General features: G+C 65.9%; 25 protein-coding genes. 9 read left to right on the forward strand and 16 right to left on the reverse strand.

From position 1 onward, the window contains the following. Nucleotides 1–108: 108 nt before the first annotated feature. Both QW863_RS13350 and QW863_RS13355 read left to right on the forward strand, forming a co-directional pair. Nucleotides 109–888: an SDR family NAD(P)-dependent oxidoreductase gene (locus QW863_RS13350; RefSeq protein ID WP_315713872.1), complete on the forward strand. Its 780-nt coding sequence runs from the start codon at nucleotides 109–111 to the stop codon at nucleotides 886–888. A gap of 136 nt (nucleotides 889–1,024) precedes the next feature. Further along, complete coding sequence (locus tag QW863_RS13355) at nucleotides 1,025–1,912, forward strand: TauD/TfdA family dioxygenase (RefSeq protein ID WP_315713871.1); 888 nt, start codon at nucleotides 1,025–1,027, stop codon at nucleotides 1,910–1,912. A 237-nt stretch (nucleotides 1,913–2,149) separates the two neighbouring features. On the opposite strand, the gene QW863_RS13360 is transcribed toward QW863_RS13355, so the two are convergent. Continuing rightward, on the reverse strand, nucleotides 2,150–2,800 hold the full coding sequence (locus QW863_RS13360) for a YqgE/AlgH family protein (protein WP_315713870.1): 651 nt from the start codon (nucleotides 2,798–2,800) through the stop codon (nucleotides 2,150–2,152). A gap of 136 nt (nucleotides 2,801–2,936) precedes the next feature. Here QW863_RS13360 and QW863_RS13365 point away from each other — a divergent pair, with 136 nt between their 5' ends. The 3 genes from QW863_RS13365 (at nucleotide 2,937) to QW863_RS13375 (ending at nucleotide 6,100) form a co-directional block, all read left to right on the forward strand. Further along, the gene (locus QW863_RS13365) at nucleotides 2,937–3,776 is read left to right on the forward strand and encodes a protein-disulfide reductase DsbD domain-containing protein (RefSeq protein WP_315713869.1); all 840 of its coding nucleotides are present in this window, start codon (nucleotides 2,937–2,939) and stop codon (nucleotides 3,774–3,776) included. Between the two features lie 112 nt (nucleotides 3,777–3,888). Then, nucleotides 3,889–5,265 (forward strand): lipopolysaccharide biosynthesis protein, encoded by a 1,377-nt coding sequence (locus QW863_RS13370; RefSeq protein ID WP_315713868.1) that lies wholly within the window; start codon nucleotides 3,889–3,891, stop codon nucleotides 5,263–5,265. Nucleotides 5,266–5,440: 175 nt separating this feature from the next. Next, the gene (locus QW863_RS13375; protein ID WP_315713867.1) at nucleotides 5,441–6,100 is read left to right on the forward strand and encodes a L,D-transpeptidase; all 660 of its coding nucleotides are present in this window, start codon (nucleotides 5,441–5,443) and stop codon (nucleotides 6,098–6,100) included. 28 nt (nucleotides 6,101–6,128) lie between these two features. Here QW863_RS13375 and QW863_RS13380 read toward each other — a convergent pair whose 3' ends face one another. The 14 genes from QW863_RS13380 to cysG all read right to left on the reverse strand — a co-directional run bounded on the left by QW863_RS13380 (nucleotide 6,129) and on the right by cysG (nucleotide 18,860). Continuing rightward, nucleotides 6,129–6,680: an RNA 2'-phosphotransferase gene (locus QW863_RS13380; protein ID WP_315713866.1), complete on the reverse strand. Its 552-nt coding sequence runs from the start codon at nucleotides 6,678–6,680 to the stop codon at nucleotides 6,129–6,131. 10 nt (nucleotides 6,681–6,690) lie between these two features. Beyond that, entirely contained in the window at nucleotides 6,691–6,942 is a 252-nt protein-coding gene (locus tag QW863_RS13385; RefSeq protein ID WP_315713865.1) for a SemiSWEET transporter, read from the reverse strand. 112 nt (nucleotides 6,943–7,054) lie between these two features. Beyond that, on the reverse strand, nucleotides 7,055–7,846 hold the full coding sequence (locus tag QW863_RS13390) for a 3-hydroxybutyrate dehydrogenase (protein WP_172134430.1): 792 nt from the start codon (nucleotides 7,844–7,846) through the stop codon (nucleotides 7,055–7,057). Between the two features lie 4 nt (nucleotides 7,847–7,850). Next, entirely contained in the window at nucleotides 7,851–9,026 is a 1,176-nt protein-coding gene (locus QW863_RS13395; protein ID WP_315713864.1) for a patatin-like phospholipase family protein, read from the reverse strand. Between the two features lie 125 nt (nucleotides 9,027–9,151). Beyond that, nucleotides 9,152–9,667 carry a CAP domain-containing protein gene (locus QW863_RS13400; protein ID WP_315714371.1) on the reverse strand — a complete coding sequence of 172 codons (516 nt, stop codon included), beginning with the start codon at nucleotides 9,665–9,667 and terminating at the stop codon, nucleotides 9,152–9,154. Nucleotides 9,668–10,030: 363 nt separating this feature from the next. Then, on the reverse strand, nucleotides 10,031–11,068 hold the full coding sequence (locus tag QW863_RS13405) for a sulfate ABC transporter ATP-binding protein (protein ID WP_315713863.1): 1,038 nt from the start codon (nucleotides 11,066–11,068) through the stop codon (nucleotides 10,031–10,033). Further along, on the reverse strand, nucleotides 11,058–11,966 hold the full coding sequence (cysW, locus tag QW863_RS13410) for a sulfate ABC transporter permease subunit CysW (protein ID WP_315713862.1): 909 nt from the start codon (nucleotides 11,964–11,966) through the stop codon (nucleotides 11,058–11,060). The genes QW863_RS13405 and cysW overlap by 11 nt, the downstream gene beginning before the upstream one ends. A gap of 8 nt (nucleotides 11,967–11,974) precedes the next feature. Further along, nucleotides 11,975–12,811, reverse strand: coding sequence for a sulfate ABC transporter permease subunit CysT (cysT, locus tag QW863_RS13415; protein ID WP_315713861.1), 837 nt, complete (start codon nucleotides 12,809–12,811; stop codon nucleotides 11,975–11,977). A 207-nt stretch (nucleotides 12,812–13,018) separates the two neighbouring features. Beyond that, nucleotides 13,019–14,008, reverse strand: a complete 990-nt coding sequence (locus QW863_RS13420) for a sulfate ABC transporter substrate-binding protein (RefSeq protein ID WP_315714369.1) — start codon at nucleotides 14,006–14,008, stop codon at nucleotides 13,019–13,021. A 214-nt stretch (nucleotides 14,009–14,222) separates the two neighbouring features. Continuing rightward, on the reverse strand, nucleotides 14,223–14,948 hold the full coding sequence (locus tag QW863_RS13425) for a phosphoadenylyl-sulfate reductase (protein ID WP_315713860.1): 726 nt from the start codon (nucleotides 14,946–14,948) through the stop codon (nucleotides 14,223–14,225). Next, nucleotides 14,945–15,463, reverse strand: coding sequence for a DUF934 domain-containing protein (locus tag QW863_RS13430; RefSeq protein ID WP_315713859.1), 519 nt, complete (start codon nucleotides 15,461–15,463; stop codon nucleotides 14,945–14,947). Before QW863_RS13430 ends, QW863_RS13425 begins: the two co-directional genes overlap by 4 nt. Continuing rightward, nucleotides 15,450–17,105 carry a nitrite/sulfite reductase gene (locus tag QW863_RS13435; protein WP_315713858.1) on the reverse strand — a complete coding sequence of 552 codons (1,656 nt, stop codon included), beginning with the start codon at nucleotides 17,103–17,105 and terminating at the stop codon, nucleotides 15,450–15,452. Before QW863_RS13435 ends, QW863_RS13430 begins: the two co-directional genes overlap by 14 nt. Nucleotides 17,106–17,114: 9 nt before the next feature. Beyond that, nucleotides 17,115–17,429 (reverse strand): DUF2849 domain-containing protein, encoded by a 315-nt coding sequence (locus tag QW863_RS13440; protein ID WP_315713857.1) that lies wholly within the window; start codon nucleotides 17,427–17,429, stop codon nucleotides 17,115–17,117. Continuing rightward, complete coding sequence (cysG, locus tag QW863_RS13445; protein ID WP_315713856.1) at nucleotides 17,430–18,860, reverse strand: siroheme synthase CysG; 1,431 nt, start codon at nucleotides 18,858–18,860, stop codon at nucleotides 17,430–17,432. A gap of 204 nt (nucleotides 18,861–19,064) precedes the next feature. Here cysG and cysD point away from each other — a divergent pair, with 204 nt between their 5' ends. Together cysD and cysC are read left to right on the forward strand one after the other, a co-directional pair. Then, nucleotides 19,065–19,889 (forward strand): sulfate adenylyltransferase subunit CysD, encoded by an 825-nt coding sequence (gene cysD / locus QW863_RS13450; protein WP_315713855.1) that lies wholly within the window; start codon nucleotides 19,065–19,067, stop codon nucleotides 19,887–19,889. A 14-nt stretch (nucleotides 19,890–19,903) separates the two neighbouring features. Continuing rightward, nucleotides 19,904–21,820, forward strand: a complete 1,917-nt coding sequence (cysC, locus tag QW863_RS13455; RefSeq protein ID WP_315713854.1) for an adenylyl-sulfate kinase — start codon at nucleotides 19,904–19,906, stop codon at nucleotides 21,818–21,820. A gap of 203 nt (nucleotides 21,821–22,023) precedes the next feature. Here the strand turns inward: cysC and QW863_RS13460 are convergent, their stop codons facing one another. Further along, nucleotides 22,024–23,016, reverse strand: a complete 993-nt coding sequence (locus QW863_RS13460; RefSeq protein WP_315713853.1) for a cytochrome-c peroxidase — start codon at nucleotides 23,014–23,016, stop codon at nucleotides 22,024–22,026. A gap of 381 nt (nucleotides 23,017–23,397) precedes the next feature. Between QW863_RS13460 and QW863_RS13465 the strand changes: the two genes are divergently transcribed. Together QW863_RS13465 and QW863_RS13470 are read left to right on the forward strand one after the other, a co-directional pair. Next, the gene (locus tag QW863_RS13465; protein ID WP_315713852.1) at nucleotides 23,398–24,126 is read left to right on the forward strand and encodes an MgtC/SapB family protein; all 729 of its coding nucleotides are present in this window, start codon (nucleotides 23,398–23,400) and stop codon (nucleotides 24,124–24,126) included. A 175-nt stretch (nucleotides 24,127–24,301) separates the two neighbouring features. Beyond that, nucleotides 24,302–24,502 (forward strand): hypothetical protein, encoded by a 201-nt coding sequence (locus QW863_RS13470; RefSeq protein WP_315713851.1) that lies wholly within the window; start codon nucleotides 24,302–24,304, stop codon nucleotides 24,500–24,502. Nucleotides 24,503–24,582: the final 80 nt, after the last annotated feature.

Below are 24,582 nucleotides of genomic sequence, written 5' to 3' on the forward strand. Positions count from 1 at the left end.
TCGGCAACGAGAATTCGGCCATGCCGGATCGGTGCCTACCGAATGCGTCCGATCAGTGATAATCCCGACGGCGAGCATGCGATGCGCATTTTTCCGTGAGCCGCAAATATGCACCAGCACAGGCAACTCAGCCGCTCGGTCAAGGGATTGACCGTCCTGATCACCGGCGCCGCGTCGGGGATGGGGCGCGCGACCGCGCGCGTGTTCGCCGATGAAGGCGCCAGGGTCGCAGTCACCGATGTCGATGAGGACGCGGCCCGCGCGGTGGCGGCAGACATCGAGGCCAGCGGCGGAACGGCGCGCGCCTGGCGGCTCGACCTCGTCGACCGCAACGCCATCGCGGCCGTCGTCGGCGATGCTGCGACGCATTTCGGCGGGCTCGACGTCATCGTCAACAATGCCGGCATCTCGGTGCATGTCGCGATCGACGACGAAGCCTACGACGAGGCCTGGGCAAGAGGGCTTGCCATCATGCTGACGGCGCAGCAGCGCGTCATCCGTGCCGCGCTGCCGCATCTGCGCCGCTCGAACAGCCCGCGCATCGTCAACATCGCTTCGACCGAGGCGCTCGGCGCAACCGCGCGGCACAGCGCCTATTCGGCTGCAAAGGCCGGGGTGACCGGATTAACGCGCTCGCTCGCGGTCGAGCTCGGCCGCGATCGCATCACCGTCAACTGCATCTGTCCGGGCCCGATCACCACGGCGATGACCGCGCGCATTCCAGATGAGCAGAAGGCGGTCTATGCACGGCGCCGCACCGCGCTTGGCCGCTACGGCGATCCCGAAGAAGTCGCGCACATGACCTTGAGCCTGTGCCTGCCGGCCGCGTCGTTCCTCACCGGAGCGGTGATCCCGGTGGACGGCGGGCTGATGGCCCGCAATGCATGACGTCTGACGCGTCGGCATGACAGCCGTGCGGTCGGCGATCCGCGCCTTGCGTTGACTTCGCGCATCGCCGGCGTAGCCTCTTCTATCAGAAGAAGCGGACAGGAGTCCGCCCTGATGAGGACGCGAGGAGGACACCATGGCGATCGCCATCCGGCAGCTGCATCCGCATTTCGTCGGCGAAGTATCCGGTGTCGATCTGCGAAAGCCTCTCGCTCGGGACGAGGTCGCGCAGTTGCAGGCCGCGATCGATCACTACGCCGTTCTCGTATTTCACGATCAGGACGTCACCGACGAGCAGCAGCTCGCCTTCGCGCTCAGCTTCGGCGACCGCGAGCAGGCGCGCGGCGGCACCGTCACCAAGAAGGAGGATTACCGCCTCACCACCGGCCTCAACGACGTCTCCAATCTCGGCAAGGATGGCAAGCCGCTGCCATCAGACCATCGCACGCATCTGTTCAATCTCGGCAACTGCCTGTGGCACTCCGACAGCTCGTTCCGGCCGATCCCGGCGAAATACTCGATCCTCTCGGCGCGGATCGTGAATCCGAAGGGCGGCAACACCGAATTCGCCGACATGCGCGCCGCCTATGACGCGCTCGACCAGGAGACCAAGACCGAGATCGAGGATCTCGTCTGCGAACATTCGCTGATGTATTCGCGCGGCGCGCTCGGCTTCCTCGACTACACCGAGGAGGAGAAGGAGATGTTCAAGCCGGTCAGGCAGCGGCTGGTCCGCACTCATCCTGCCCATGGCCGCAAGTCGCTGTATCTGTCATCGCATGCCGGCGCCATCATCGGCATGAGCATGCCGGAAGGCCGGCTGCTGCTGCGCGACCTCACCGAGCATGCCACCCAGCCCGAGTTCGTCTACGTCCACAAATGGACGCTGCACGACCTGATCATGTGGGACAACAGGCAGACCATGCATCGCGTGCGCCGCTACGATCAGTCGCAACCGCGCGACATGCGCCGCGCCACGGTGGCCGGCACCGAACCGACGGTCGCGCAGCAGGCGGCGGAATAGTTCTGCCTTCAGCAGAGATGCGCGGCCTCATCCCTCTCCATGTCGTCATTGCGAGGAGCGAAGCGACGAAGCAATCCAGACTGCATCCGCGGGGGACATTCTGGATGGCTTCCGCCTACGCTCTCAAAGCTTCGGCGGACAAGTCGCTGCGCTCGCAATGACGGCGGAGAGGCAGAGCGCCCCATTAAGCCTTCTCTGATCCCAGCGAGCGCGGGAGCTCCAACCGGACGATAAGGCCTATGCGTGCCCGGCGGCGTTGGACAGCATGCCGGGATCAATGCCGATCTTGCGCAGCGCGAGATCGTATTTGGCGTCGACATTGTCGCCGAAGATCAGCTCCGGATCGGCGTCGCAGTGCAGCCAGCCATTGTCCTGGATCTCTTCCTCCAACTGGCCGGCGCGCCAGCCGGCATAGCCGAGGGCGAGGATCGCGTGCTTCGGACCGTCGCCCTTGGCGATCGCCTTGAGGATGTCGATCGTCGTCGTCAGGCAGACGCCGTCGTTGATCTTCAAGGTCGCGTTGGCGATGAAGTAGTCGCTCGAATGCAGCACGAAGCCGCGCCCGGTATCGACCGGGCCGCCGCTCAGCACCTTCATCGTCTCGGCGCTGTCGGGCAGGCTGATCTGATCGCTCTTCTCGATGATATTCAGTTGCATCAGGAGCTGAGGGAAGTCGATGCTGCCCGCCGGCCGGTTCACCATGATACCCATGGCGCCCTCGGCCGAATGCGCGCAGAGATAGATCACCGAGCGCTCGAAACGGGAATCGCCCATCACGGGCATCGCAACCAGCAGCTGACCGTCGAGGTAACCACCGTGAGAGGTGTGATCCCCGATCCCCGTCACTTTGCGGCGAATGTCGCCCAGCCTTTTTGCCTCAGGATTCATCCGCAAGGACTCTCATGATCATCGATATCCTGATATTGGGATGCGCATCTGTCAATCAAGGTTCAGGTCCTCGCGAGGAAATCTGCTCACAAGCATTTCAATGGTTTGCGCCCGAACCGCACTCTAAAGACGTCTCATGTCCGCCTTGGTTCCTCACCACTCTGCCACACTGCTCGTCGCGACCGTCGTATCATCCTGCCTTGCGTTCGGCGCGCAGGCGCAGGATTCCTCGCCCTGGCAGCGCGACAGCCACTCCGCGGTGCGCCTGCTCGCGGGCTCGCGCAGCGGTCCGGTCATGCTGGGCGGCATCGCCTTCGCGCTGCAGCCGGGATGGAAGACCTATTGGCGAACGCCCGGCGATTCTGGCGTGCCGCCGCGGTTCGACTTTTCCAAGTCGGAGAACGTCGAAGCGGTGACGGTTCTGTGGCCCGCGCCGACAAAGTTCGATGACGGCGCCGGCGGACACTCGCTCGGCTATCATGATCAGGTCGTGCTGCCGCTGCGCATCGTCGCCAAGAACCCCGACAAGCCGATGACCCTGCGCGCCGACGTCAGCTACGCAGTCTGCGAGAAGATCTGCATTCCCGTCGAAGCAAAGGCCGAGCTCGCCTTCACCAGCGTCGCCAGCACCGAGGATACGGCGCTCTCGGCGGCCCTCGACACGGTGCCGAAGCCGGCCACTGTCGGCGACGCCATTCCCTTGACGATCCGCGACGTCAAGCGCGACGGCCCGAAGGACGTCGTCGTCGACGTCGCCGTCGCCGATCCGCGCGGTGTCCAGCTCTATGTCGAGGGGCCGACGCCTGACTGGGCACTGCCGATCCCGACCGTGCGCGACAGCGGCATGCCGGGCATCAAGCGCTTCGCCTTCGAGCTCGACGGCGTTCCGCCGGGCGTGAAGCCGGACGGCGCGGCCCTGAAATTCACGCTGGTCGGCCCCGACAAGTCTTACGAGTTCAACTTCACTCTGCCGTGACGGCTGTAGCGCCGCGCGACCGGCGCGGCGCCGGCCCAACTCAATCTTAACGTTGCGTTGATAGGGAAGCACCATCGCCGCCATCCGCGCGGCCGTGGAGCCGGACCCCGCCGTGGCTGTGATGGATGCCCGCAACGCCCTCGCATCGACCGGCCTCGCGGCCCGCCTGAAGGCGCGCCTGGCTGTGCTCGGCGGCAGCGGCGAGGCATCGCTGACGCGCCGCCTGGCCGGCACCATCTTCCTGATCCGCGTGCTCAGCGCGGGCCTCGCCTATCTCAGCCAGATCCTGCTCGCGCGCTGGATGGGCGGCTCGGACTACGGCACCTATGTCTATGTCTGGACCTGGGTGCTGCTGCTCGGCAGCATGCTGGATGTCGGCATCGCCTCCTCGGCGCAGAAGATCATTCCGGACTACCGCACCTCGGGCCAGCAGGCGCTGCTGCGCGGCTTCCTCTCTGGCGGACGCTGGCTGACGCTGGCGACGTCCACCGCTGCGGCGTTGCTGCTCGCCGGCCTGATCGCGCTGCTGTCGCCCTGGATCGACGCCGGCGAGCGCATGCCGCTCTATATCGGCTGTCTGACCTTGCCAGCCTTCGTCGTCGCCAACACCCAGGACGGCATCGCCCGCTCGCACGACTGGATGACGCTCGGCCTGATGCCGCAATTCATCATCCGCCAGACGCTGATCATCGGCTTCACGGCAGGCGCCTTCGTGCTCGGGCTCGATCTCGGCGCCACCGCTGCGATGGCCGCGAGCGCGGCCGCGGTGTGGCTCGCGATGCTCGGCCAGATGCTGGTGCTGAACAACCGGCTCCGCCGCCACGTCGAGCCGGGTCCCAAACAATATGATCTCCGCGGCTGGCTCGCGATCTCGCTGCCGATCCTCTTGGTCGAGAGCTTCTATCTGCTGCTGTCCTACACCGACGTGCTGGTGCTGCAGCAATTCCGCTCTTCCGAGGAGGTCGGCATCTATTTCGCGGTGGTGAAGACGCTCGCGCTGGTGTCGTTCATCCACTACGCGATGTCGGCGACGACGGCGCATCGCTTCGCCGAATACCACGCGCTCGGCGACAAGGCGCGGCTGTCGGCCTATGTCGCGCATGCGATCAAGTGGACGTTCTGGCCGTCGCTCGCGGCGACGCTGGTGCTGCTCGCGCTCGGCAAGCCGCTGCTGTTTCTGTTCGGCGCACAGTTCACCGCCGGCTACGACATCATGTTCATCGCCGCAATCGGGCTCGTCGTACGCGCCGCGATCGGACCGATGGAGCGGCTGCTCAACATGCTGGGCCAGCAGCGCGCCTGCGCCATGGCCTATGCGGCGGCCTTCGTCATGAACCTCGTGCTCTGCATCCTGCTGGTGCCGCAGTTCGGCGGCCACGGCGCCGCGGCGGCGACCTCGCTGTCGCTGGCCTTCGAGACCGTGCTGCTGTTCCGGATCGTCAAGCAGCGGCTCGGGCTGCATGTCCTCGCCTTCGGCAAGGCATCTTGAGGAAACCATATTGACGCATCTGTTGCGTCATCTTGGCCTCGCCTTGGCGGAACTGCGAGCGTCGCGCCGCCACGCCTCGTCTCGCCCGGCGATCACGCAAGTGTTGGGTGCAACGCCTTGATATTGGCGCGATCCTCCGGGCACATGATTTGAATGCGCGCTGGGGGAGAATGAGATGTCGAGACTGGGGGTCGCACTATCGCTGGCCGGAACCGTGATGCTGGCCGGCTGCATGGAAGCGACGCTGTCGCCGACGTCAGACGCGGCGTTGACGCCCCGCGACCGTCAGTTGCTGGCGCACGCGCCCTATGCCGAGGCGCAGATCCCGCAACAGTTCCAGCGCCACATGGTCGACTACACCCGGCAGGAACAGCCGGGCACGATCGTCGTCGATACCGATGCGCGCTTCCTGTACTACGTGCTGCCCGACCGCAAGGCGATCCGCTACGGCGTCGCCGTCGGCGAAGAGGCGATGGCCTTCTCCGGCGTCGCCACCGTCGGCAAGCTCGCGGAATGGCCGGACTGGGTTCCCACCGCCGACATCCAGGCGCGCCTCGGGCCGTATCCGAAGCGCGTCGCCGGCGGCCCGGCGAATCCGCTCGGCGCCCGCGCCATCTATCTGTACGAGGGCAACAAGGACACCCTGTACCGCATCCACGGCACCAACCAGCCCGAATATATCGGCCAGGCGATCTCGTCGGGCTGCATCCGCATGACCAATACCGACGTCGCCGACCTCTACAACCACGTCCAGCTCGGATCGACCGTGGTCGTGCTGCCGCCGGGCCAGAGCGTCGCGTCCACCACCGCGAACGTATTCGCCCGCCGCAGCTGATATCGCGACGTTCTGCGACGCGCGCGGGTTACGGGGCGGGGTCGACGCTCAGGTACTCCGGAGGCACGTGGTCGGTCAGCCAGACGCCGTTGTCCGCAACGAAGAACTTCAAGCGATCCCGATGCATCGCTGCGGCATCGACGCGCAGCACGATGGGCTCGCCGTGCCGGCGCCCGACATTGACGGCCGTCGCCTCATCCAAAGACAGATGCACCTGCTGGCGTGACTGCGGCCTCAAGCCTTCTGCCATGATCGCTTCGACGAAGCGCGTCGCCGTTCCGTGATACAGCACGGCGGGCGGCTCGCGCGGGGTCAAGCCGAGTTCCACCGCCACCGAATGTCCCTGCGCCGCCCGAATGCGCTGCCCGTCCTGCGAGACCGTGAAGCGCTTCTTGTCGCTGGTCGCGACCACCTGCTCCAGATCGGCCCGGCTGAGGACGGTCCCCGCCGCCGCCGCGCGCGCGATCAGATCATCGATGATCGCCCAGCCCTGCCCATCCAGCACCAAGCCGATTGTATCTGGCTGGTGGCGCAGCACGAGACTGAGGAACTTGCTCAAGCGGACCGGATCGAAGGCCATCGTCTGCATCCTAGCCGTAGCGCAGCTTCAGGCCGAGGATCGCGGCCACCAGGCCGAGCGTGATCGCGTTGGCGACGACCAGCGGCAGGTCGCTGATCAGCGCGCCGTAGAGCAGCCACATCGAGTTGCCGGTGGTCTGCAGCACGAACATGCCCATCGAGATGTCATGGGTCGAGCGCGACCGCCAGGCCTTGATGACCTGCGGCAGGAACGAGCTCGTGGTGCAGATGGCGGCGCCGAGGCCGATGATCGTGGTCAGCAAGGTCGAGGGTCCGTGCGCTGGTCGTGGAAACGCACGCTTGTAGAATGGACCGCGCCGAAGCGAAACCCGCCTCGGCGCGAAACTGGTGCCTTGTTCAGCGCTCCTGCGATCGTTACGCCGCCGTCCAACCGCCGTCGATCGAGAGGTTGGTGCCGGTGATCTGCGCCGCATCGTCGCCGCACAGGAACAGCGCCAGCGCCGCGACCTGCTCGGAGGTCACGAACTCCTTGGTCGGCTGCGCCGCGAGCAGCACGTCGTTGATGACCTGTTCCTTGGTGAGGTTGCGCGCCTTCATCGTATCGGGAATCTGCTTCTCGACCAGCGGCGTCCACACATAGCCCGGCGAGATGCAGTTGCAGGTGATCTTGAAGGTCGCGAGCTCGAGCGCCACGGTCTTGGTGAGGCCGGCGATGCCGTGCTTGGCCGAGACATAGGCCGACTTGAACGGCGAGGCGACCAGCGAATGCGCGGACGCCGTGTTGATGATGCGGCCCCAGCCGCGCTTCTTCATGCCGGGCACCGCGGCGCGGATGCCGTAGAACGCGGACGACAGGTTGATCGCGATGATCTGCTCCCACTTCTCCGGCGGGAAGTCTTCGACCGGCGAGACGAACTGGATGCCGGCATTGTTGACGAGGATGTCGACCGAGCCGAACGTGGTCTCGCCGAGCGCGATCATGCCGGCGATCTCGGCCGGCTTGCTCATGTCGGCCGGCGAGTGCACGGCCTTGACCTTGAAGTCGCTCTCGATCGCCGCACGCTCCTTCTCGATGTCGGCTGGCGCGCCGAAACCGTTGAGCACGATGTTCGCGCCGGCGGACGCGAAGGCGCGCGCATAGGCCAGCCCGATGCCGCTGGTCGAGCCGGTCACGACCGCGGTCTTGCCCTTCAGATTCGTCGTCATTGCTTCACTCCTTCTTGGCGGCAGCGAGACTGCCGTCCTGCGTGAGATCGTAGGTGACCATGGTCTCGCCGGACTGCGGCCGCTCCAGCCAGTCCTTGTGGCGCATCGACTGGTGGACATCGCGCACGCCCGCTTCCCAATGCTCGACCATCGCGACATGGGAAAAATCGTAGTCCTTGGAGGACGTCTCGTAGTTCTTGCTGCGATAGATCAGGTGCACCACCGTGACGGTGTTTTCCTGCGCCGCCTTGCACAGGATCTCGAGCGAGGGATCGTTGCGCAGCTCGTCGGGCAGCTTGGCATAGAGCTCGCGCAGCGCCTTGCGCGTGTTGTGGATCATGCGGTTCTTGTCGGTGTTCATCCGCGTCCGGCTGGAATAGCGGATGTCCTTCTCGCGCTCGGCGGCCTCCAGCAGCGTCCGCGGCAGATCGCCGCGCGCGGAGAACAGATCGACCTGGAAGATCAGCAGATCACGATCGGTCTCGGTATCGAGCACGTAGTCCAGCGGCGTGTTGGAGGCGATGCCGCCGTCCCAATAGTGCTCGCCGTCGATCTCGACCGGCGGGAAGCCGGGCGGCAGCGCGCCCGACGCCATGATGTGCTCGGGCCCGATCCGCTTGCCCTGCTTCCTGAATTCGACATTGTCGAAATAGGTGAAGTTGCCGGTGGTGACGCCGACGGCTCCGACGGAGAGCCGCGTCTTCAGATCGTTGATGCGGTCGAAATCGACCAGCCGTTCCAGGGTCCGCCTGAGCGGCGCGGTGTCGTAATAGCTGACCGATTGCAGCGTGCCTGACGGCCACAGCGGCGCCGGTGGGAAGCGCGGCGTGAAGAAGCCGGGCACGCCGAACGCCGCGATCAGCCCGGCGCTGACTTCGTTGAAGGCCGAGCGGTGATGATCGCCATTGAGCAGCGGCTTCCACGGCACCGGCGACGATACCATCTCCCAAAATTCCTTGAGACGGCCAATGCGTTTCTCCCGGTCGTTGCCGGCGATGATCGCGGCATTGATGGCGCCGATCGAGATACCGGCGACCCATTCCGGTTCGAAATCGAAATGGCACAGTGCCTGATAGGCGCCGGCCTGATAGGAGCCGAGCGCGCCGCCGCCCTGCAGGACGAGCACGCGTTGCGATTCGGCGGGGGTTGCAGGCAGCGGGGGAAATGGATGTTGCGTCATTACCGCGGTCATTAGCAAAGCAAGGCGCCACCGTGGCGTCACTTCGCGGTGACGTCAATCCACCCCAAGGGCTAGGCCGGCCTGACTCGCACGCGGCCTGCGCAGGGCGGCGGCAGCCCAGCCTGTCAGGAGGGCTTCTTGCCGTCCGGCGCGGCCAGGATCATGGTCCAGAACACTTTGTACTTGGTGTTCGGAGCATAGCTCGCTGCGATGCCTATTTTTGTGACACCGCTCTTGAGCATGTTGGCGCGATGCGGCGGCGAGTCACGCCAGCCGGAAAACGCTTCCGCCAGCGTATGATAACCGGCCGACACGTTCTCGACCGCGACGACAGCGTCATAGCCGGCACCCGTCAGGCGCTTCGCCAGCGGGGCGCGCACGTCATGATCGAGCTTGTTCTTGTCGGCCATCGCCTGCGACTGCGATTCCGCCAGCCGCATCAGCTCGGGGTCGACCTCGACCGTGCCGAGCCCGTTGTTCTGGCGGTATTGCGAGATCATCGTCGCCGCAGCCACCGCATCGAGCTTGGCGCCCGCGACCGCCATATCGGCATACATGGTCGGCGCCTGCACGACCGGCGTCTCGGCCGCACAGCCGGCGAGCAGGAATGCAATGGAGAGAGCGAGAGCCAGACGCTTCAATGAACCAATCCCTATGCCGATGCGAGAGGCGGGTTGTTGCACATCAACCGTGGCTGAAAGGTGAATCGGTGGTAAGTTCCGTCGCGACAATTGCGGCCATTCCTGCCGGCAACCGTTCGTCAACCATAGGAGCAGTTCGGTCAAGCCAGGAACGGCACGACGCCCTCGGTGTCGTCCTGGCCTTGAGCCGGGACCTTACTCCGCAGCGGTCGTGGTGAGACCCGATGCCGCTCCGGCGTGCCTCAAGCAAGCTTCACGGCGTATGGGTCCCGGATCAGCGCCCGCCAACGCTTTCGCGTTGCCGGGCTTGTCCGGGACAACACCGCATGTTTGGCAGCGATCCGGGACGAGCCCGAGCAGCCCCTACCCGGCCGCGAAAATCCGATAATGCCGCGGCTTCAGGCCGATGCGGTCGCCGATGCGGAGCTCGCGGTCGCGGGGGGCGTCGATCTCGATGGTCGAGCCTTCAGTCAGCGCGATCTCGGCGCGCTGCACTGGGCCGAAGCTGCGGACGTGGGTGACGGCGCCGTGCAGCGTGCCGCTGTCCGCGGAGCCGATCAGCATGTCGTGCCGGCGCACGAACAAGGTCGAGGCGCCCGCGGCCACGCCCTCTGCAGCCAGGTCCAGCGGCCGCCCGTTCAGATGCACGGCGCCGCCGGAGATCTCCACCGGCAGCATGATCGATTCGCCGATGAAGCCGTGCACGAAGGCCGTCGCCGGACTGTCGTAAACGTCGCTCGGCGAGCCGACCTGCTCGATGCGGCCCTTGTCCATCACCACGACGCGGTGCGCGACCTCGAGTGCCTCCTCCTGATCATGCGTCACGAAGATCGAGGTGACGTTGATCGAGTGATGCAGGGTGCGCAGCCATTGCCGCAGCTCCTTGCGCACCTTGGCGTCGAGCGCGCCGAACGGCTCGTCGAGCAGGAGGATGCGCGGCTGGATGGCGAGCGCGCGCGCCAGCGCGATGCGCTGGCGCTGGCCGCCGGAGAGCTGGCTCGGATAGCGATCGGCGAGCCAGTCGAGCTGGACGAGGTCGAGCAGCTCCTTCACGCGCGCGCGGATCTCAGCCTCGCTCTTGCGGATGCGGCGCGGCTGCACGCGCAGGCCAAAGGCGACGTTCTCGAACACGTTCATGTGCCGGAACAGCGCGTAGTGCTGAAACACGAAGCCGACGTGACGCTCGCGCGCGCCGCGATCGAGCGCGCTCTCGCCGTCAAACAGGATCTCGCCGGAATCGGGCCACTCCAGCCCGGCGATGATCCGCAGCAAGGTCGTCTTGCCCGACCCGGACGGGCCCAGCAGCGCCAGCAATTCGCCGTCGGCGACCTTGAGATCGACGCCGTCGAGGGCCTTGAACGTGCCGAACGTCTTGACGACACCCCTGACTTCAATGGTCACGCGGACCTCCCTCATCGAGTTGCCGTTCGAGGACGGTTTTGACGACCAGCGTGATCAGCGCGAGCATCGCCAAGAGCGAGGCGATCGCGAACGAGGCGACCATCTGGTATTCGTTGTAGAGGATCTCGACCAGCAGCGGCATCGTATTGGTCTCGCCGCGGATATGGCCGGACACGACCGAGACGGCGCCGAACTCGCCCATCGCGCGCGCGTTGCAGAGCAGCACGCCATACAGCACGCCCCATTTGATGTTCGGCAGGGTGACGCGGAAGAACGTCTGCAGGCCGGACGCGCCGAGCGAGATCGCCGCCTCCTCCTCCTGCGTGCCCTGCTCCTGCATCAGCGGGATCAGCGCGCGCGCCACGAACGGGAAGGTCACGAACACGGTCGCCAGCGCAATGCCGGGAAAGGCGAACAATATCTGCAGGCCATGGCTCTGCATCCACGGACCGAAGAACCCCTGCGCGCCGAACAGCAGCACGAACACGAGGCCCGATATCACCGGGCTCACCGAGAACGGCAGATCGATCAGGGTGATCAGGAACGTCTTGCCCGGAAAGTCGAACTTGGCGATCGCCCAGGCGGCGCACAGGCCGAACACGAGATTGGTCCCGACCGAGACCAGCGCCACCAGCAGCGTCAGGCGGATCGCGTCCCACGCCTCGGCGTCGGCAAGCGCGGTGAAATAGGCCGCGATGCCCTTGCCGAACGCTTCCACGAACACGACGATCAGCGGCAGCACCACGAACACCGACAGGAACGCCAACGCCAGCGTCGTGATGACGATGCGGACCAGGCGCGGCTCGGTGCGCGGATCGGGACGGCCGGCCTGCGCGACGTGCGGGCTGGCCGCGGACGATGCCACGGATGGCGCCTGCAGGGTCATCTCCACGCTCATGTCGGGTCCTAGTTCAAGGGCGCCCGGCTCTGCGCCCAGCGCTGCAACCGGTTCACGGCAAAGATGATCAGGAACGCCACGACCAGCATCACCACCGCGATCGCGGTGGCATCGGCGTAGCGGAATTCGGACAGCCGGATCACGATCAGCAGCGGCGCGATCTCGGAGACGTTCGGCAAATTGCCGGCGATGAAGATCACCGATCCGTACTCGCCGACCGCGCGCGCAAAGGCGAGTGCGAAGCCGGTGAGCAGCGCCGGCGTCAGGCTCGGCAGGATCACGCGGGCCACGATCTGCCAGCGCCCGGCGCCGAGGCTCGCTGCCGCCTCCTCGATCTCCGGATCGAGATCGATCAGCACCGGCTGCACGGTGCGGACGACAAAGGGGATGCCGATGAAGATCATCGCAACGAAGATGCCGAGCGGCGTGAACGCCACCTTGATGCCCATTGCGGCGAGCGGCGCGCCGAGCCAGCCCTTCTGTGCGAACAGCGCCGTCAGCGCCACGCCCGCCACCGCCGTCGGCAGCGCGAACGGCACGTCGACGATGGCGTCGAACAGGCGGCGGCCGGGAAAGCGGTAGCGCACCAGCGCCCAGACGACAATGGTGCCCATCACCAGATTGACGCAGGCGGCGGCGAAAGCGAGCCCGAACGAGATCTTCAGCGCGCTCAAGGTGCGACGGCTGGTGACGATGCCCCAGAACTGCTCCAGGCTGAGATCGGTCGAGCGAACGAACAGTCCCGCCAGTGGAATCAGGACGATCAGCGACAGCCAGGTCAGCGTCAGCCCCATGGTGAGACCAAAGCCTGGCAAGGTGCTGCGACGTGGTGCAAGTACGTTCAAAAAAAGGCCTGGTCCGTTGATGATCGGTGTCGATGGGCTTGAATCGATTGTGGTGTCCGCCCGCCGCCCCCAGCCTCGTCTCGGCAATCGAGACCGGGGACCGCGTCTCATGCGCGATATCGCAGATCGCCGCAACGCCAGCTTCTTGCCTTGTTGTCTCGAAGCCGTATCAGATCGGCGGTCACCAACTTGTTCCTTCTGATTCGATCAATTCTTGTAGATTTGATCGAAGATTCCGCCTTCCGCAAAATGGTCCTTCTGGGCCTTGGTCCAGCCGCCGAACACCTCGTCGATGGTGAACAGCTCGACCTTGGCGAAGGCAGCCTCGTACTTCTTGGCCACCTCGGGATCACGCGGACGGTAGGAGTTGCGTGCGGCAATTTCCTGACCTTCCTTTGTATACCAGTATTTCAGGTAGGATTCAGCCACACTTCGCGTGCCCTTTTTGTCGGCCACCGAGTCGACCACCGCAACTGGCGGTTCGGCCAGGATCGACAGCTGCGGCGCGACGATCTCGAACTTGTCCTTGCCGAACTCACGCAGGGCCAGATGCGCCTCGTTCTCCCAGGCGAGCAGGACGTCGCCGACACCGCGCTCCACGAAGGTCACGGTGGCGCCGCGGGCGCCGGTGTCGAGCACAGGGACGTGCTGATAGAGGTCGCCGACGAACTGCTTGGCCTTGTCGGCCGAGCCGAACTTCTTCAGCGCATAGCCCCAGGCGGCCAGATAGTTCCAGCGCGCGCCGCCGGATGTCTTCGGATTGGGCGTGATGACGTCGACGCCCTTCTTGAGCAGGTCGTCCCAGTCCTTGATGCCCTTGGGATTGCCTTTGCGCACCAGGAAAACGATGGTCGAGGTGTAGGGCGAGGCATTCTGCGGCAGTCGCTTTTGCCATTCCTTGTCGAGCAGACCCTTGCCCGCGATCGCGTCGATGTCATAGGCGAGCGCCAGGGTCACGACGTCGGCCTGCAGCCCGTCGATGACGCTGCGGGCCTGCGCACCGGAGCCGCCATGCGACTGCTTGACCTCGACGCTCTTGCCGGTCTCCTTCTGATAGGCGGCTGAAAACGCCTTATTGAACTCGACGTAGAGCTCGCGGGTCGGGTCATATGAGACGTTGAGCAGACTGATGTCCGCGGCATAGGCCGATCCTGCCCATGCCAGGCCTGCGACCGCAGCCAGAAGACGTCGCATCATCATCCAAGCTCTCCGTTCCATTCACCGCCCGCAATGTTGCAGGCGCGCACTGCAGATCGCCAAATGTTCACGTCGGAGTCAACGGAACCGGATTTTCTTGTTTCCGGCCGGACATAGGCATTTTGCTACGAAGCGCTCGGCGTTGGGATAGCTGTTCTTGCCGCGGCACAATGTCGTCATGGGCTGCCAGGTCAGCCGGCCGGTGAGTTTCGAACTACACCTTCGAGGTCGCGATCGTGTGGATGCCGCATTCGGTCTTGTCACGGCCGCGCCAACGGCCGGCCCGCTCGTCCTCGCCGGAGTCGGCGCGGCTTGTGCAGGGCATGCATCCGATCGAGCGGAAGCCGGCGGCGACCAGCGGATGCTGCGGCAGATTGGCAGAGCGGTAGATCGCCGCGATCTCCTCGCGGGTCACATTGGCGAACGGATTGAATTTCACCCGCACGCCGTCCTGCTCGACGACCGGGATCGCCGCCCGCAAGCCGCCCTGGAAACGCTTGCGGCCGTTGATCCAGGCGGCGAACGGCGCCAGCGCGCGTGCCAGCGGCTCGACTTTGCGGATGCGGCAGCAGGCGTCGGGATCGGAGAACCACAGATCGTTGTCGGCGTCCTCGCGCTCGAGCGCGGCGGCGTCCGGCTTCATCGAGCGGACGTCTTGCAGGCCGAGGATCTCGATGAGCCGGTCGCGATAGGCCAGCGTCTCCGCGAACATGTGCCCGGTGTCGAGGAAGATCACCGGGATCGCCGGATCGACGTCGGACGTCACCTTCAGGAGCGCAGCCGACTCCGTTCCAAACGACGACACCACCGCCAGCCGCTCGCGACCGATCGCCGCGAGAGCAGCGGCAATGACCTCATGCGGCGCGGCCGTGCGCAGCGCGGCGTCGAGCGCCGCGACCGGGATCTCCGCAACGGAAGGCGATGCAGCCAGCGTGCTCACAGCCCGGCACTCTCCGAATGGCGCAGTTGCAGGCGCTGATGCAGCGCCGAGATCCGGCCGTCGCCGGTCGGCTGATAGAACACCGAATAGCGCTTCACGGTCTCGGTGAAGGCCTCGGCATCCGCCTGCTTCTTGACCTCGAATGCGTCGAAGCCGGCGCGCAGCATGAACACGAACTGATCGCGCAGCACCTGCCCGGTCGCGCGCAGCTCGCCGCGGAAGCCATGGCGCTCACGCAGCAGACGCGCTTGGGTATAGGCGCGGCCGTCGCGAAAACTCGGGAACACCAGCGCGACCAGCGCGAGCCGGTCGAGATACGGCACGAGATCGTCGACGTCGCGATTGTTCGGCCAGATCACGCCGAGCTTGCCACTTGAGCGGCTGACCAGCGCGTCGGGGCCGGCGAGAAAACGCGTCTCCGAGACGAGGATCGCGCCCTGCGCCGGCAGTTCGGCATCGTCGGTGAGGCGGACGAACGCGTCCGCGATGATGTGTCCGCCCTTAACGAGTGGCATAGACCCGCTCCCTGAATGGTTCGACCCCGAGCCGCTTCACCGTGTCGACGAACAGCTCCTCGGGGCTCGCGCGCAGCGCAAGATAGGCTTCGACGATGTCCTCGACGACATCGGCAACTTCGGCATAGGGCACCGCGGGTCCGATCAGGGTGCCGAGCACGGCGCCCTCGTCCGCGCGGCCGCCGATCGTGATCTGATAGAATTCCTCGTTGTTCTTCTCGACGCCGAGGATGCCGATGTGACCGACGTGATGGTGGCCGCAGGCATTGATGCAGCCGGAGATGTTGATGTGCAGCCGGCCGATCAGGTTCGCCGTGTCGTGATTGGCGAAGCGGCGCGTGATCTCCTGAGCGATCGGGATCGAGCGCGCGTTCGCCAGCGAGCAGTAGTCCAGGCCCGGGCAGGCGATGATGTCGGACACGAGGTTGACGTTGGGAATCGCGAGGCCAATGGCCTCGAGCGCCTTCCACACCGCCGGCAGGTCGCGCTTGCGGACATGCGGCAGCGCCAGGTTCTGCTCATGCCCGACCCGGATCTCGCCGAACGAGTATTTGTCGGCGATGTCGGCCAGCGCATCCATCTGGTCGGCGGTCGCATCGCCCGGCGGCTTGCCCATGGGCTTCAGCGACACGGTCACGATGGCATAGCCCTGCACCTTGTGCGGGAACACCGAGTTCTTGCGCCAGGCCTCGAACTTCGCATCATGCGCGGCCTGCTTCAGCTCCTCCGGCATGTGCGGCAGCGTCTCGTAGGCCGGATAGAAGAAGCGCGAGCGGATGTCCTCGATGATCCCCTGATCGAGCTTGAGCACGCCGTCGCGGATCTGCTGCCACTCCTCCTCGACCTCGGCGGCGAACTTCTCGATGCCGAGCTCATGGACCAGGATCTTGATGCGCGCCTTGTAGATGTTGTCGCGGCGGCCGTACTGGTTGTAGACGCGCAGGATCGCCTCGACATAGCTGAGAATGTCGTGGCCGTGGACGAACGGCTTGATGGTCTTGGCGATGAACGGCGTGCGGCCGAGGCCGCCGCCGACCAGCACCTCGAAGCCGGTTTCGCCCTGCTCGTTCTTCTTGAGACGCAGGCCGATGTCGTGGATCTTGATCGCGGCGCGGTCGTGGTCGGACGCCGTGATCGCGATCTTGAACTTGCGCGGCAGGAACGAGAATTCCGGGTGAAGCGTGGTGAACTGGCGCAGCAGCTCCGCCCAGATCCTGGGATCCTCGACCTCGCCCGGCGCGACGCCCGCCCACTGATCCGAGGTGACGTTGCGCATGTTGTTGCCGGAGGTCTGCATCGACTGGATGCCGACCTCGGCGAGGTCGGCCATCGCATCCGGCAGCTCGGCGAGCTTGATCCAGTTGAACTGGATGTTCTGCCGCGTCGTGAAGTGACCGTAGCCGCGGTCGTAGCGGCGCGCGACATGGGCCAGCCGGCGGAGCTGGTTCGACGCCAGCGTGCCGTAGGGGATCGCGATGCGGTACATGTAGGCGTGGAGCTGCAGATAGACGCCGTTCTGCAGCCGCAGCATCTTGAACTCGTCCTCGGACAATTCGCCCGACAGGCGCCGTTTCACCTGGTCGCGGAATTCGGCGACGCGCTCGTTGACCAAGGTGCGGTCGATTTCGTCATAAGCGTACATGACAGGCCTTCAGACTTGAGCCGGGAGCGCGATGGAGGCGCCCGTGAGCCGGATGTGTTCGCGCATATTGCCGGGCTTGACCGCACCGTCGGCGCCCACCTCGACCGGCGCGATGTAGGGACCGATCGCACCGAGATCGTCGGCCACCGCTTCCGACAGCAGGGCGCGCGCCTCGTCGGCGGTGCGGACGATCGCCGCATCGGAGAGCTCATCCGACCAGCTCTTGGTGCCGGTGCGGTAGATCACCGCGCCATCCCAGGTCCGGTTCGCGGTGATGATCGAGGGACCGGTGATCTTGATCTTCTGTTGCAGCGGGGAGGTCATTCAGACGGGTTCCAGGAGTTGTGCGATCACGCCACTGATAGTCTGCTGGCGCCACGGCGCGGAGTGCGCCACGACGTCACCGATGATGAGGATGGCCGGACCGCCATCGATTTGGCCGACGAGATCCGGCAACTGATCGAGCGTGCCGACCGCCGCCTGCGCATCGGGGCGCGTCACCTTCGCGAACACACCGACCGGCGTCTGCGGCGAGCGGCCCGCCGCGAGGAGCCCTGCGCGCACCGCCGGCGCCGCGGTCATGCCCATGTAGACGACGACGGTCATCTTGGTGTCAGTCAGCGCCGACCAGTCGACCGCCTCGGCATCGCGCTCCTTGTGCGCGGTGAGGAAGGTGATGCGCAGCGCCTTGCTGCGGAAGGTCAGCGGCACCTCGAACTGCGCGGCGGCGCCGAGGCCGGCGGTGATGCCGGGCACGATCGTGTAGGACACGCCCGCCTTGCGCAGCGCATCGACCTCCTCGCCGCCACGGCCGAACACGTAGGAGTCGCCGCCTTTCAGCCTGACCGCGCGCTTGCCCTCGCGTGCCGCTTCGATCAGCAGCTTGTTCACAGCATCCTGGCCAATGCCGGGCTTGCCGACGCGGCGGCCGACCGGCACGCGCGAGGCATCGCGGCGGATGCGGTCGAGAATCTCAGGCGTGACCAGCTCGTCGTAGAACACGACATCCGCGTCCTGCAGCGCGCGCAGCGCCTTGACGGTCAGAAGATCGGGATCTCCCGGACCGGCGCCGACCAAGGTCACATGGCCGTTGCTGCGGCCGGCATGATCGGCGCCCGCAAACGCCGTGGGATCGGCAATGCCATGCAGCGCCGCCTCCGCTTCCTGCTTGCGGCCCGCCAGCACCAGTGCGCCGATCGGGCCGTCGACGATGCGCTCCCAGAAGCGGCGGCGCAGCGTCATCTCGGCGATCTGCGGGTTGATGGTCTTGCGGAAGTCGCCGATGAAGCTCGCGAGCTCGCCGATCCGCGCCGGCAGCAGCGCCTCGATGCGTTCGCGCACGCGGCGTGCCACGACGGGCGAGGAGCCGCCGGTGCCGATCGCCACCACCACGTCGCCGCGATCGACGATCGCCGGAAAGATGAAGCTGGAATGCGCGAGGTCGTCCATGACGTTGACGGGCAGACCAACGCTGCGCGCCCGCGCCGACATCGCAACGCCGATGTCGCCAGCGCCCGCGCACAGCACGGCGATGACGCCAGTGAGATCGGCGCTCAGCGGGTCGCCTTCGGCGCGCTCGATCTGGCCGTGCTGATCGCGCAGACCCGCGAGATCGAAGTCGCCGTCGGTGGCGAACCAGCGAATCCGTGCGCCCGCGGACAGCAACACGCGAAGCTTGGCGCGCACGAGCTCGCCCGCGCCGATCAGCAGCACGGGGCCGGTCTTCAGATCGAGAAACACCGGCAGATATTGCATTGCGTTCTTCAGCTTCGGCACTTGGGGGTTGACTGGAATTATTTTCTATATAAGTGTCCCGCCTACGACGTAAAGAGAAAATTATTCCTTGGCTCCGCCATAGAATTTTCTCCCAGGCAGGCGATGGCTGATAGCATGCACATTCTCACAAACGACGTTTCCAGAGATCGGTTGCCCTCCTCCGAGATCGAGCAAGCATCTTCCATGCCGCGCGTCCTCAACGCCGCACCGACGATGGACCATCTCGACGAGCTGGAGGCGCAGAGCATCTACATCCTTCGCGAGGCCTTTGCACGGCTGAAGAAGCTGGCGCTGCTGTGGTCGCTGGGAAAAGATTCCAACGTGATGATCTGGCTGGCGCGCAAGGCGTTCTTCGGCCGGGTGCCGTTCCCCGCCATGCATGTCGATACGGCCAAGAAGTTTCCCGAGATGTACGCCTTCCGCGACACCTACGCGAAGGAATGGGGCCTCGATCTCAAGGTCGAGCCGTGCCCGCCGATCGATGCCGTCGATCCCACACTGCCGCCCGCCGCACGCTCGGCTGCGCGCAAGACCGAGGGCCTGAAGATGGCGCTCGCCAAGCATGGCTTCGACGGCCTGATCGCGGGCATCCGCCGCGACGAGGAGGCGACGCGCGCCAAGGAGCGCGTGTTCTCGCCGCGCGGGGCCGAGGGCCATTGGGATGTGCGCGACCAGCCGCCGGAATTCTGGGATCACTTCAACGCCTCGCCGCCGCAGGGCGCTCACTTGCGCATCCATCCGATCCTGCATTGGACCGAGGCCGACATCTGGGCCTACACGGCGCGCGAGAACATTCCGATCATCCCGCTGTATCTGTCCAAGAACGGCAAGCGCTATCGCTCGCTCGGCGATCAGGACATCACCTTCCCGGTCGCGTCGAACGCCTCGAACATCCCCGAGATTCTCGCCGAACTCGAAAGCACCAAGGTGCCCGAGCGTGCCGGCCGCGCGCTCGACCACGAGACCGAAGACGCCTTCGAGCGGCTTCGCGTCGCCGGCTATCTGTGAGGGGGAACGAGGCGATGAACATGCGAGTCCCGTCAGCCGTCCCCGCCACGCCGAACGGCACCACCCGTCCGCAGGTCCGCATCGTGATCGTCGGCCATGTCGACCACGGCAAGTCGACCTTGGTCGGCCGTCTGCTGCATGAGACCGGCAGCCTGCCCGAGGGCAAGCTGGAGATGCTGCAGGCCGTCTCCGCCCGCCGCGGCATGCCGTTCGAATGGTCGTTCCTGCTCGACGCGCTGCAGACCGAGCGCGACCAGGGCATCACCATCGACACCACGCAGATCCGCTTCCGCACCAATGCGCGCGAGGTCGTGCTGATCGACGCGCCCGGCCACGCCGAATTCCTGCGCAACATGATCACCGGCGCCTCGCAGGCCGATGGCGCGGTGCTGATCATCGACGCGCTCGAAGGCGTGCGCGACCAGACCCGCCGCCACGGCTATCTCCTGCATCTGCTCGGCGTGAAGCAGGTCGCGGTCGTCGTCAACAAGATGGACCGCGTCGATTTCGGCGAAGACCGCTTCGACGCGATCAAGGCCGAGATCTCGGCGCATCTCGAAGGCCTCGGCGTCAAGCCGGTCGCCGTCATCCCGATCTCCGCGCGAGACGGCGACGGCGTCGCCGAGCTGACCTCGCGGATCGGCTGGTACGACGGCCCGACCGTGGTCGAGGCGCTCGACGGGCTGGAGCCGGCCAAGCCGCTGTCGAGCCTGCCGCTGCGCCTACCGGTGCAGGCGATCTACAAGTTCGACGACCGCCGCATCGTCGCCGGCCGCGTCGAGGCCGGCGAGTTGCGCGCCGGCGACGAGATCGTGATCATGCCCGCCGGCAAGATCGCCAAAATCAGGACCGTCGAGGGCTGGCCGCAGACCCCGGTGACCACGGCGCAGGGCGCGGGCCGCTCGGTCGGCATCACGCTCGATCGCGAGCTGTTCATCGAACGCGGCGACGTCATCGCCCATGTCGGCCGCGAGCCGCAGGCGGCGCGCCGGCTGCATGCCCGCATCTTCTGGCTGCACGACCAGCCGCTGTCGAAAGGCGACAGCATCCTGGTCCGGCTCGGCACCCGCGAGGCGCGCGGCAGCGTCGTCGCGATCGCGAAGGCGGTCGACCCGGGCTCGCTGTCCAACGAAGAGAACGCATCGATCGCGCGCAACCATGTCGGCGAGATCGAGATCGCACTGACCCAGCCGGTCGCCGTCGATCCCTACACCGAGAATGCGCGCACCGGCCGTCTCGTCATCGAGGTGCAGGGCCGCATCGCCGGCGGCGGGCTGGTGCTGTCGATCGCCGCTGGCAAGCGCGCCGCACCGATCGACATCATGCCGGTGGAATCGGCGCTGCAGCCGCAGGAGCGCGCCGACCGCTATCGCCACAAGGGCGCCGTCGTGTGGATGACCGGCCTGCCCGGCGCCGGCAAGTCGACCCTGGCGCGCGCGCTGGAGCGGCGGCTGTTCAGCCGCGGCGGCGCCCCGGTGCTGCTCGACGGCGACACCGTCCGTGCCGGCCTCAACAAGGATCTCGGCTTCACGCCGGAGGACCGCGCCGAGAACATCCGTCGCCTCGCTGAGGTCGCGACCCATCTCGCCCGCAACGGCCACATCGCGATCGTCGCCGCGGTATCGCCCGCGCGCGAGGACCGCGCGGCTGCGCGCCGCGTCGCCGGCGACCTGTTCCGTGAGGTCTACGTCGCGACGGCCGCCGAGATCTGCGAGAGCCGCGACCCCAAGGGCCACTACGCCAAGGCCCGCGCCGGCAATCTGCAGAACTTCACCGGCATCGGCACCGACTACGAGCCGCCGCTCGATGCGGAGCTGGTGATCGACACCGCGACGCGCGGGATTGCGGACGCCACCGACGAGCTGGAGGCGCTGCTGTCGCGGACATCCGTGCTGTTCGACGACATCGCCGATCTCGGCGCGAATATCTGACGTCTGCTTCCAGACTTGTCATGCACTCCGTCATTCCGGGGCAAGGCCGCAGGCCTTGAACCCGGAATCTCGACATTGCCTTGCGCTCAATCCCCAATCACTTCGAGATTCCGGGTTCGATCGTCGACGCACAGCCGCTTCACGGCTGCGCATTGCCGATCGCCCCGGAATGACGGTGAAGCGCGACCCAGCTCAGCCGGACGCTACAGCGCGCCGACATAGGCGGTGAGATCGTCGAGCTCGGCCTCGGTCGGCAGTCGCGTCTCCATCTTCTTGGCATAGAACTCCCACATCAGCTTGACGGCGTCGCGCAGCGACGCCGTGCGGCCGTCGTGGAAATACGGCGCGGTCGACGCGGCCGCATGCAGGGTCGGCACCTTGAACTTGCCGCCGGTGCCGATGTCGTCTTTGCTCTTCTTGTCGAAGCTCGGCAATTGATGGCAGGTGCCGCAACCGCCGTCGCCGATATAGAGCTCATAGCCGCGCCTGACGGCCGCGCTGGCATCCTCCCTCGGCGTGCCGTCCCCCTTGACCTGCCAGTTCGCCGGATAGTTCAGCGTGCGCACATAGGCGACCAGCGCCGCCAGCGTCTCCGGCGACGGCTCCGGCCCCTTCATGCGATTGACGATGATGCCGCGGATGCTGTCCTCCAGGGTCGGCGCCTGGCCGGCCCAGCCGAACACCGCGCGCTCGCCGACGCCCCACAGCGTCGGCGTATTCCGGCCATTGGGATCGCCGTCGGCGACCACGTCGAGGCCGACATAGGTCTTGTTGTTGGTATGCCCGGTCGAGAAGTGGCAGGTCGCACAGGACGCCTTGCTGCCGCCGGAGAGGCTCGCGTCGTTGAACAGCTCCAGCCCCTTGGCGGCGAGTTCGGCTTCGGAGAGCTGGGCCGGTGGCGCCACGGCGGCGCCGACCGTGGTGGGCTCGGCCACCGGCGCCTCGGTCACAGCAGGTGCTGACGGCGCCTTCGGCTGCTTCCTCACCGCCGCGGTGGCGTGGCGGATTCTCGGCCTGTGCTCGGACGGCGCCGCGTGCGCCGATTTCGGCTTCAACGCTGAAGCCAGCATTTGCAGCAAGGTCGGCTTTTGCGGAGCCGCCGCGAGATAGGGCGCCACAGATTTGTCCGCCGCAAGCGCGGGCAGGGCGAGCAGGCCAAGACACAAGACGACTGACCGCAGCCCCGTGAACGACATCGCCCGTCTCCCCCCGACATCCCCTTGATGCAAATCGTTATCGATAGCTTTTACGTCCGAAGTGGGACTGTGCGGGGGCAATGAATCGGCGCAGGCGGGATTGAGCGGCGTCAGTGCGCCGGCCTGACCGTCATCGGCGGACGCGATGCCGGGTGCGTCGAGAACAGCCGGCGCGGCGAATGTGAGAACCTGCCGTCTCCATCGACGACGGCGCGCCGGCGCGTCAGGCGCTGCGCGCATCCTGGCCGGAGAACTACGGAGGAGTGCGCCGGCTCGTGCCTGGACAACAGTTTGCCCACGGCGCGGCCGCCGCATCGGCAAGCAGAAATTAGCACTTGATCCGCACAGTTCACGCCACCCGCAGCAACGCGGTCGAGGCGCATGATGGAGCATCTGGCGGCCTATTGGTCGACGGCCGAACTGGAGACGAACGGGATTCTGCTGCTGCACCTGATGGGTGCGGCGGCCGTCGGCCTGCTGCTGGGCTACGAGCGCACCTATCACGGACGCGCGGCCGGCATGCGGACCTACGCCCTGGTTTGCGTCGCATCGACCTTGCTGACGGCGATCAACGGCTTTCCCGGCAGCTGGTATGGCGGCATGGCGGTGTCGCCGACCGTCTCCGATCCGACGCGCGTGATCCAGGGCCTGATGACCGGCATCGGCTTCCTCGGCGCCGGCGTCATCATCAAGGACGGCTTCACCATCCGCGGCGTGTCGACGGCCGCCTCGATCTGGATGACGTCGGCGATCGGCATCATCATCGGCATCGGCTTCTACGGCACCGCGCTGTGCGCCACGGCATTGTCGCTGGCCGCGATGACCCTGCTCGGCCAAGTCGAGAAATGGCTGCCGCATCAGACCACGCTGTCGCTGTCGGTCGTCTACCGCCACGGCCTGCAGCCGAGCGAGGCCGAACTGCGCGAATGCATGCGGGCCTATGGCTTCGACGTGCTGGACTGGTGCTACGAATACAGCGAGACGAAGCGGCAATTCCATTTCGAGCTGGTGCTGCAGGCCGCCGGCCGGTTCGAGACCGCCCAGATGGCGCGCGATTTGTCGAGCGCGCAAGACGTGGTCGAATTCCGCTTGGCGCCATCAAGAGCGTGAGGGTAGCGCGTAGCCGGGATGAGCTCGGCGACATCCGGGACCGGTCCTGCCGTGTCGCGGCACGCTCAAGCAACACGCCTACGTCACATTCGACAACGCGATCCCTCAATGCCGTTTTATGGTCCCATCGGGCCCCCACCTTTTCGGCTTCAATGTTCAGTTCTATGTTCCCATCATGACAACCGCAGAAGAGATCGAAAAGGCCGTCCAACAGCTCAATCCAGACGAACTCGCGCGCTTTCGCGCATGGTTCGAACGGTTCGATGCTGCGTCATTCGATGCTGCGATCGAGCGTGATGCTCATACGGGGAAACTCGACGCCTTGGCGGACGAAGCTCTTGCCGCGCATCGGGCCGGCCGCTCCCGGCTATTGTGACCCATTTCGCATCCCCGAAATTTTGGGCGGCCTACGAGTTGCTGCCTGAAGCCATCAAAGGCTCGCCGATCAGAATTTCT

It is taken from the genome of Bradyrhizobium sp. SZCCHNR1017, assembly GCF_032381375.1.
Lineage (GTDB): Bacteria > Pseudomonadota > Alphaproteobacteria > Rhizobiales > Xanthobacteraceae > Bradyrhizobium.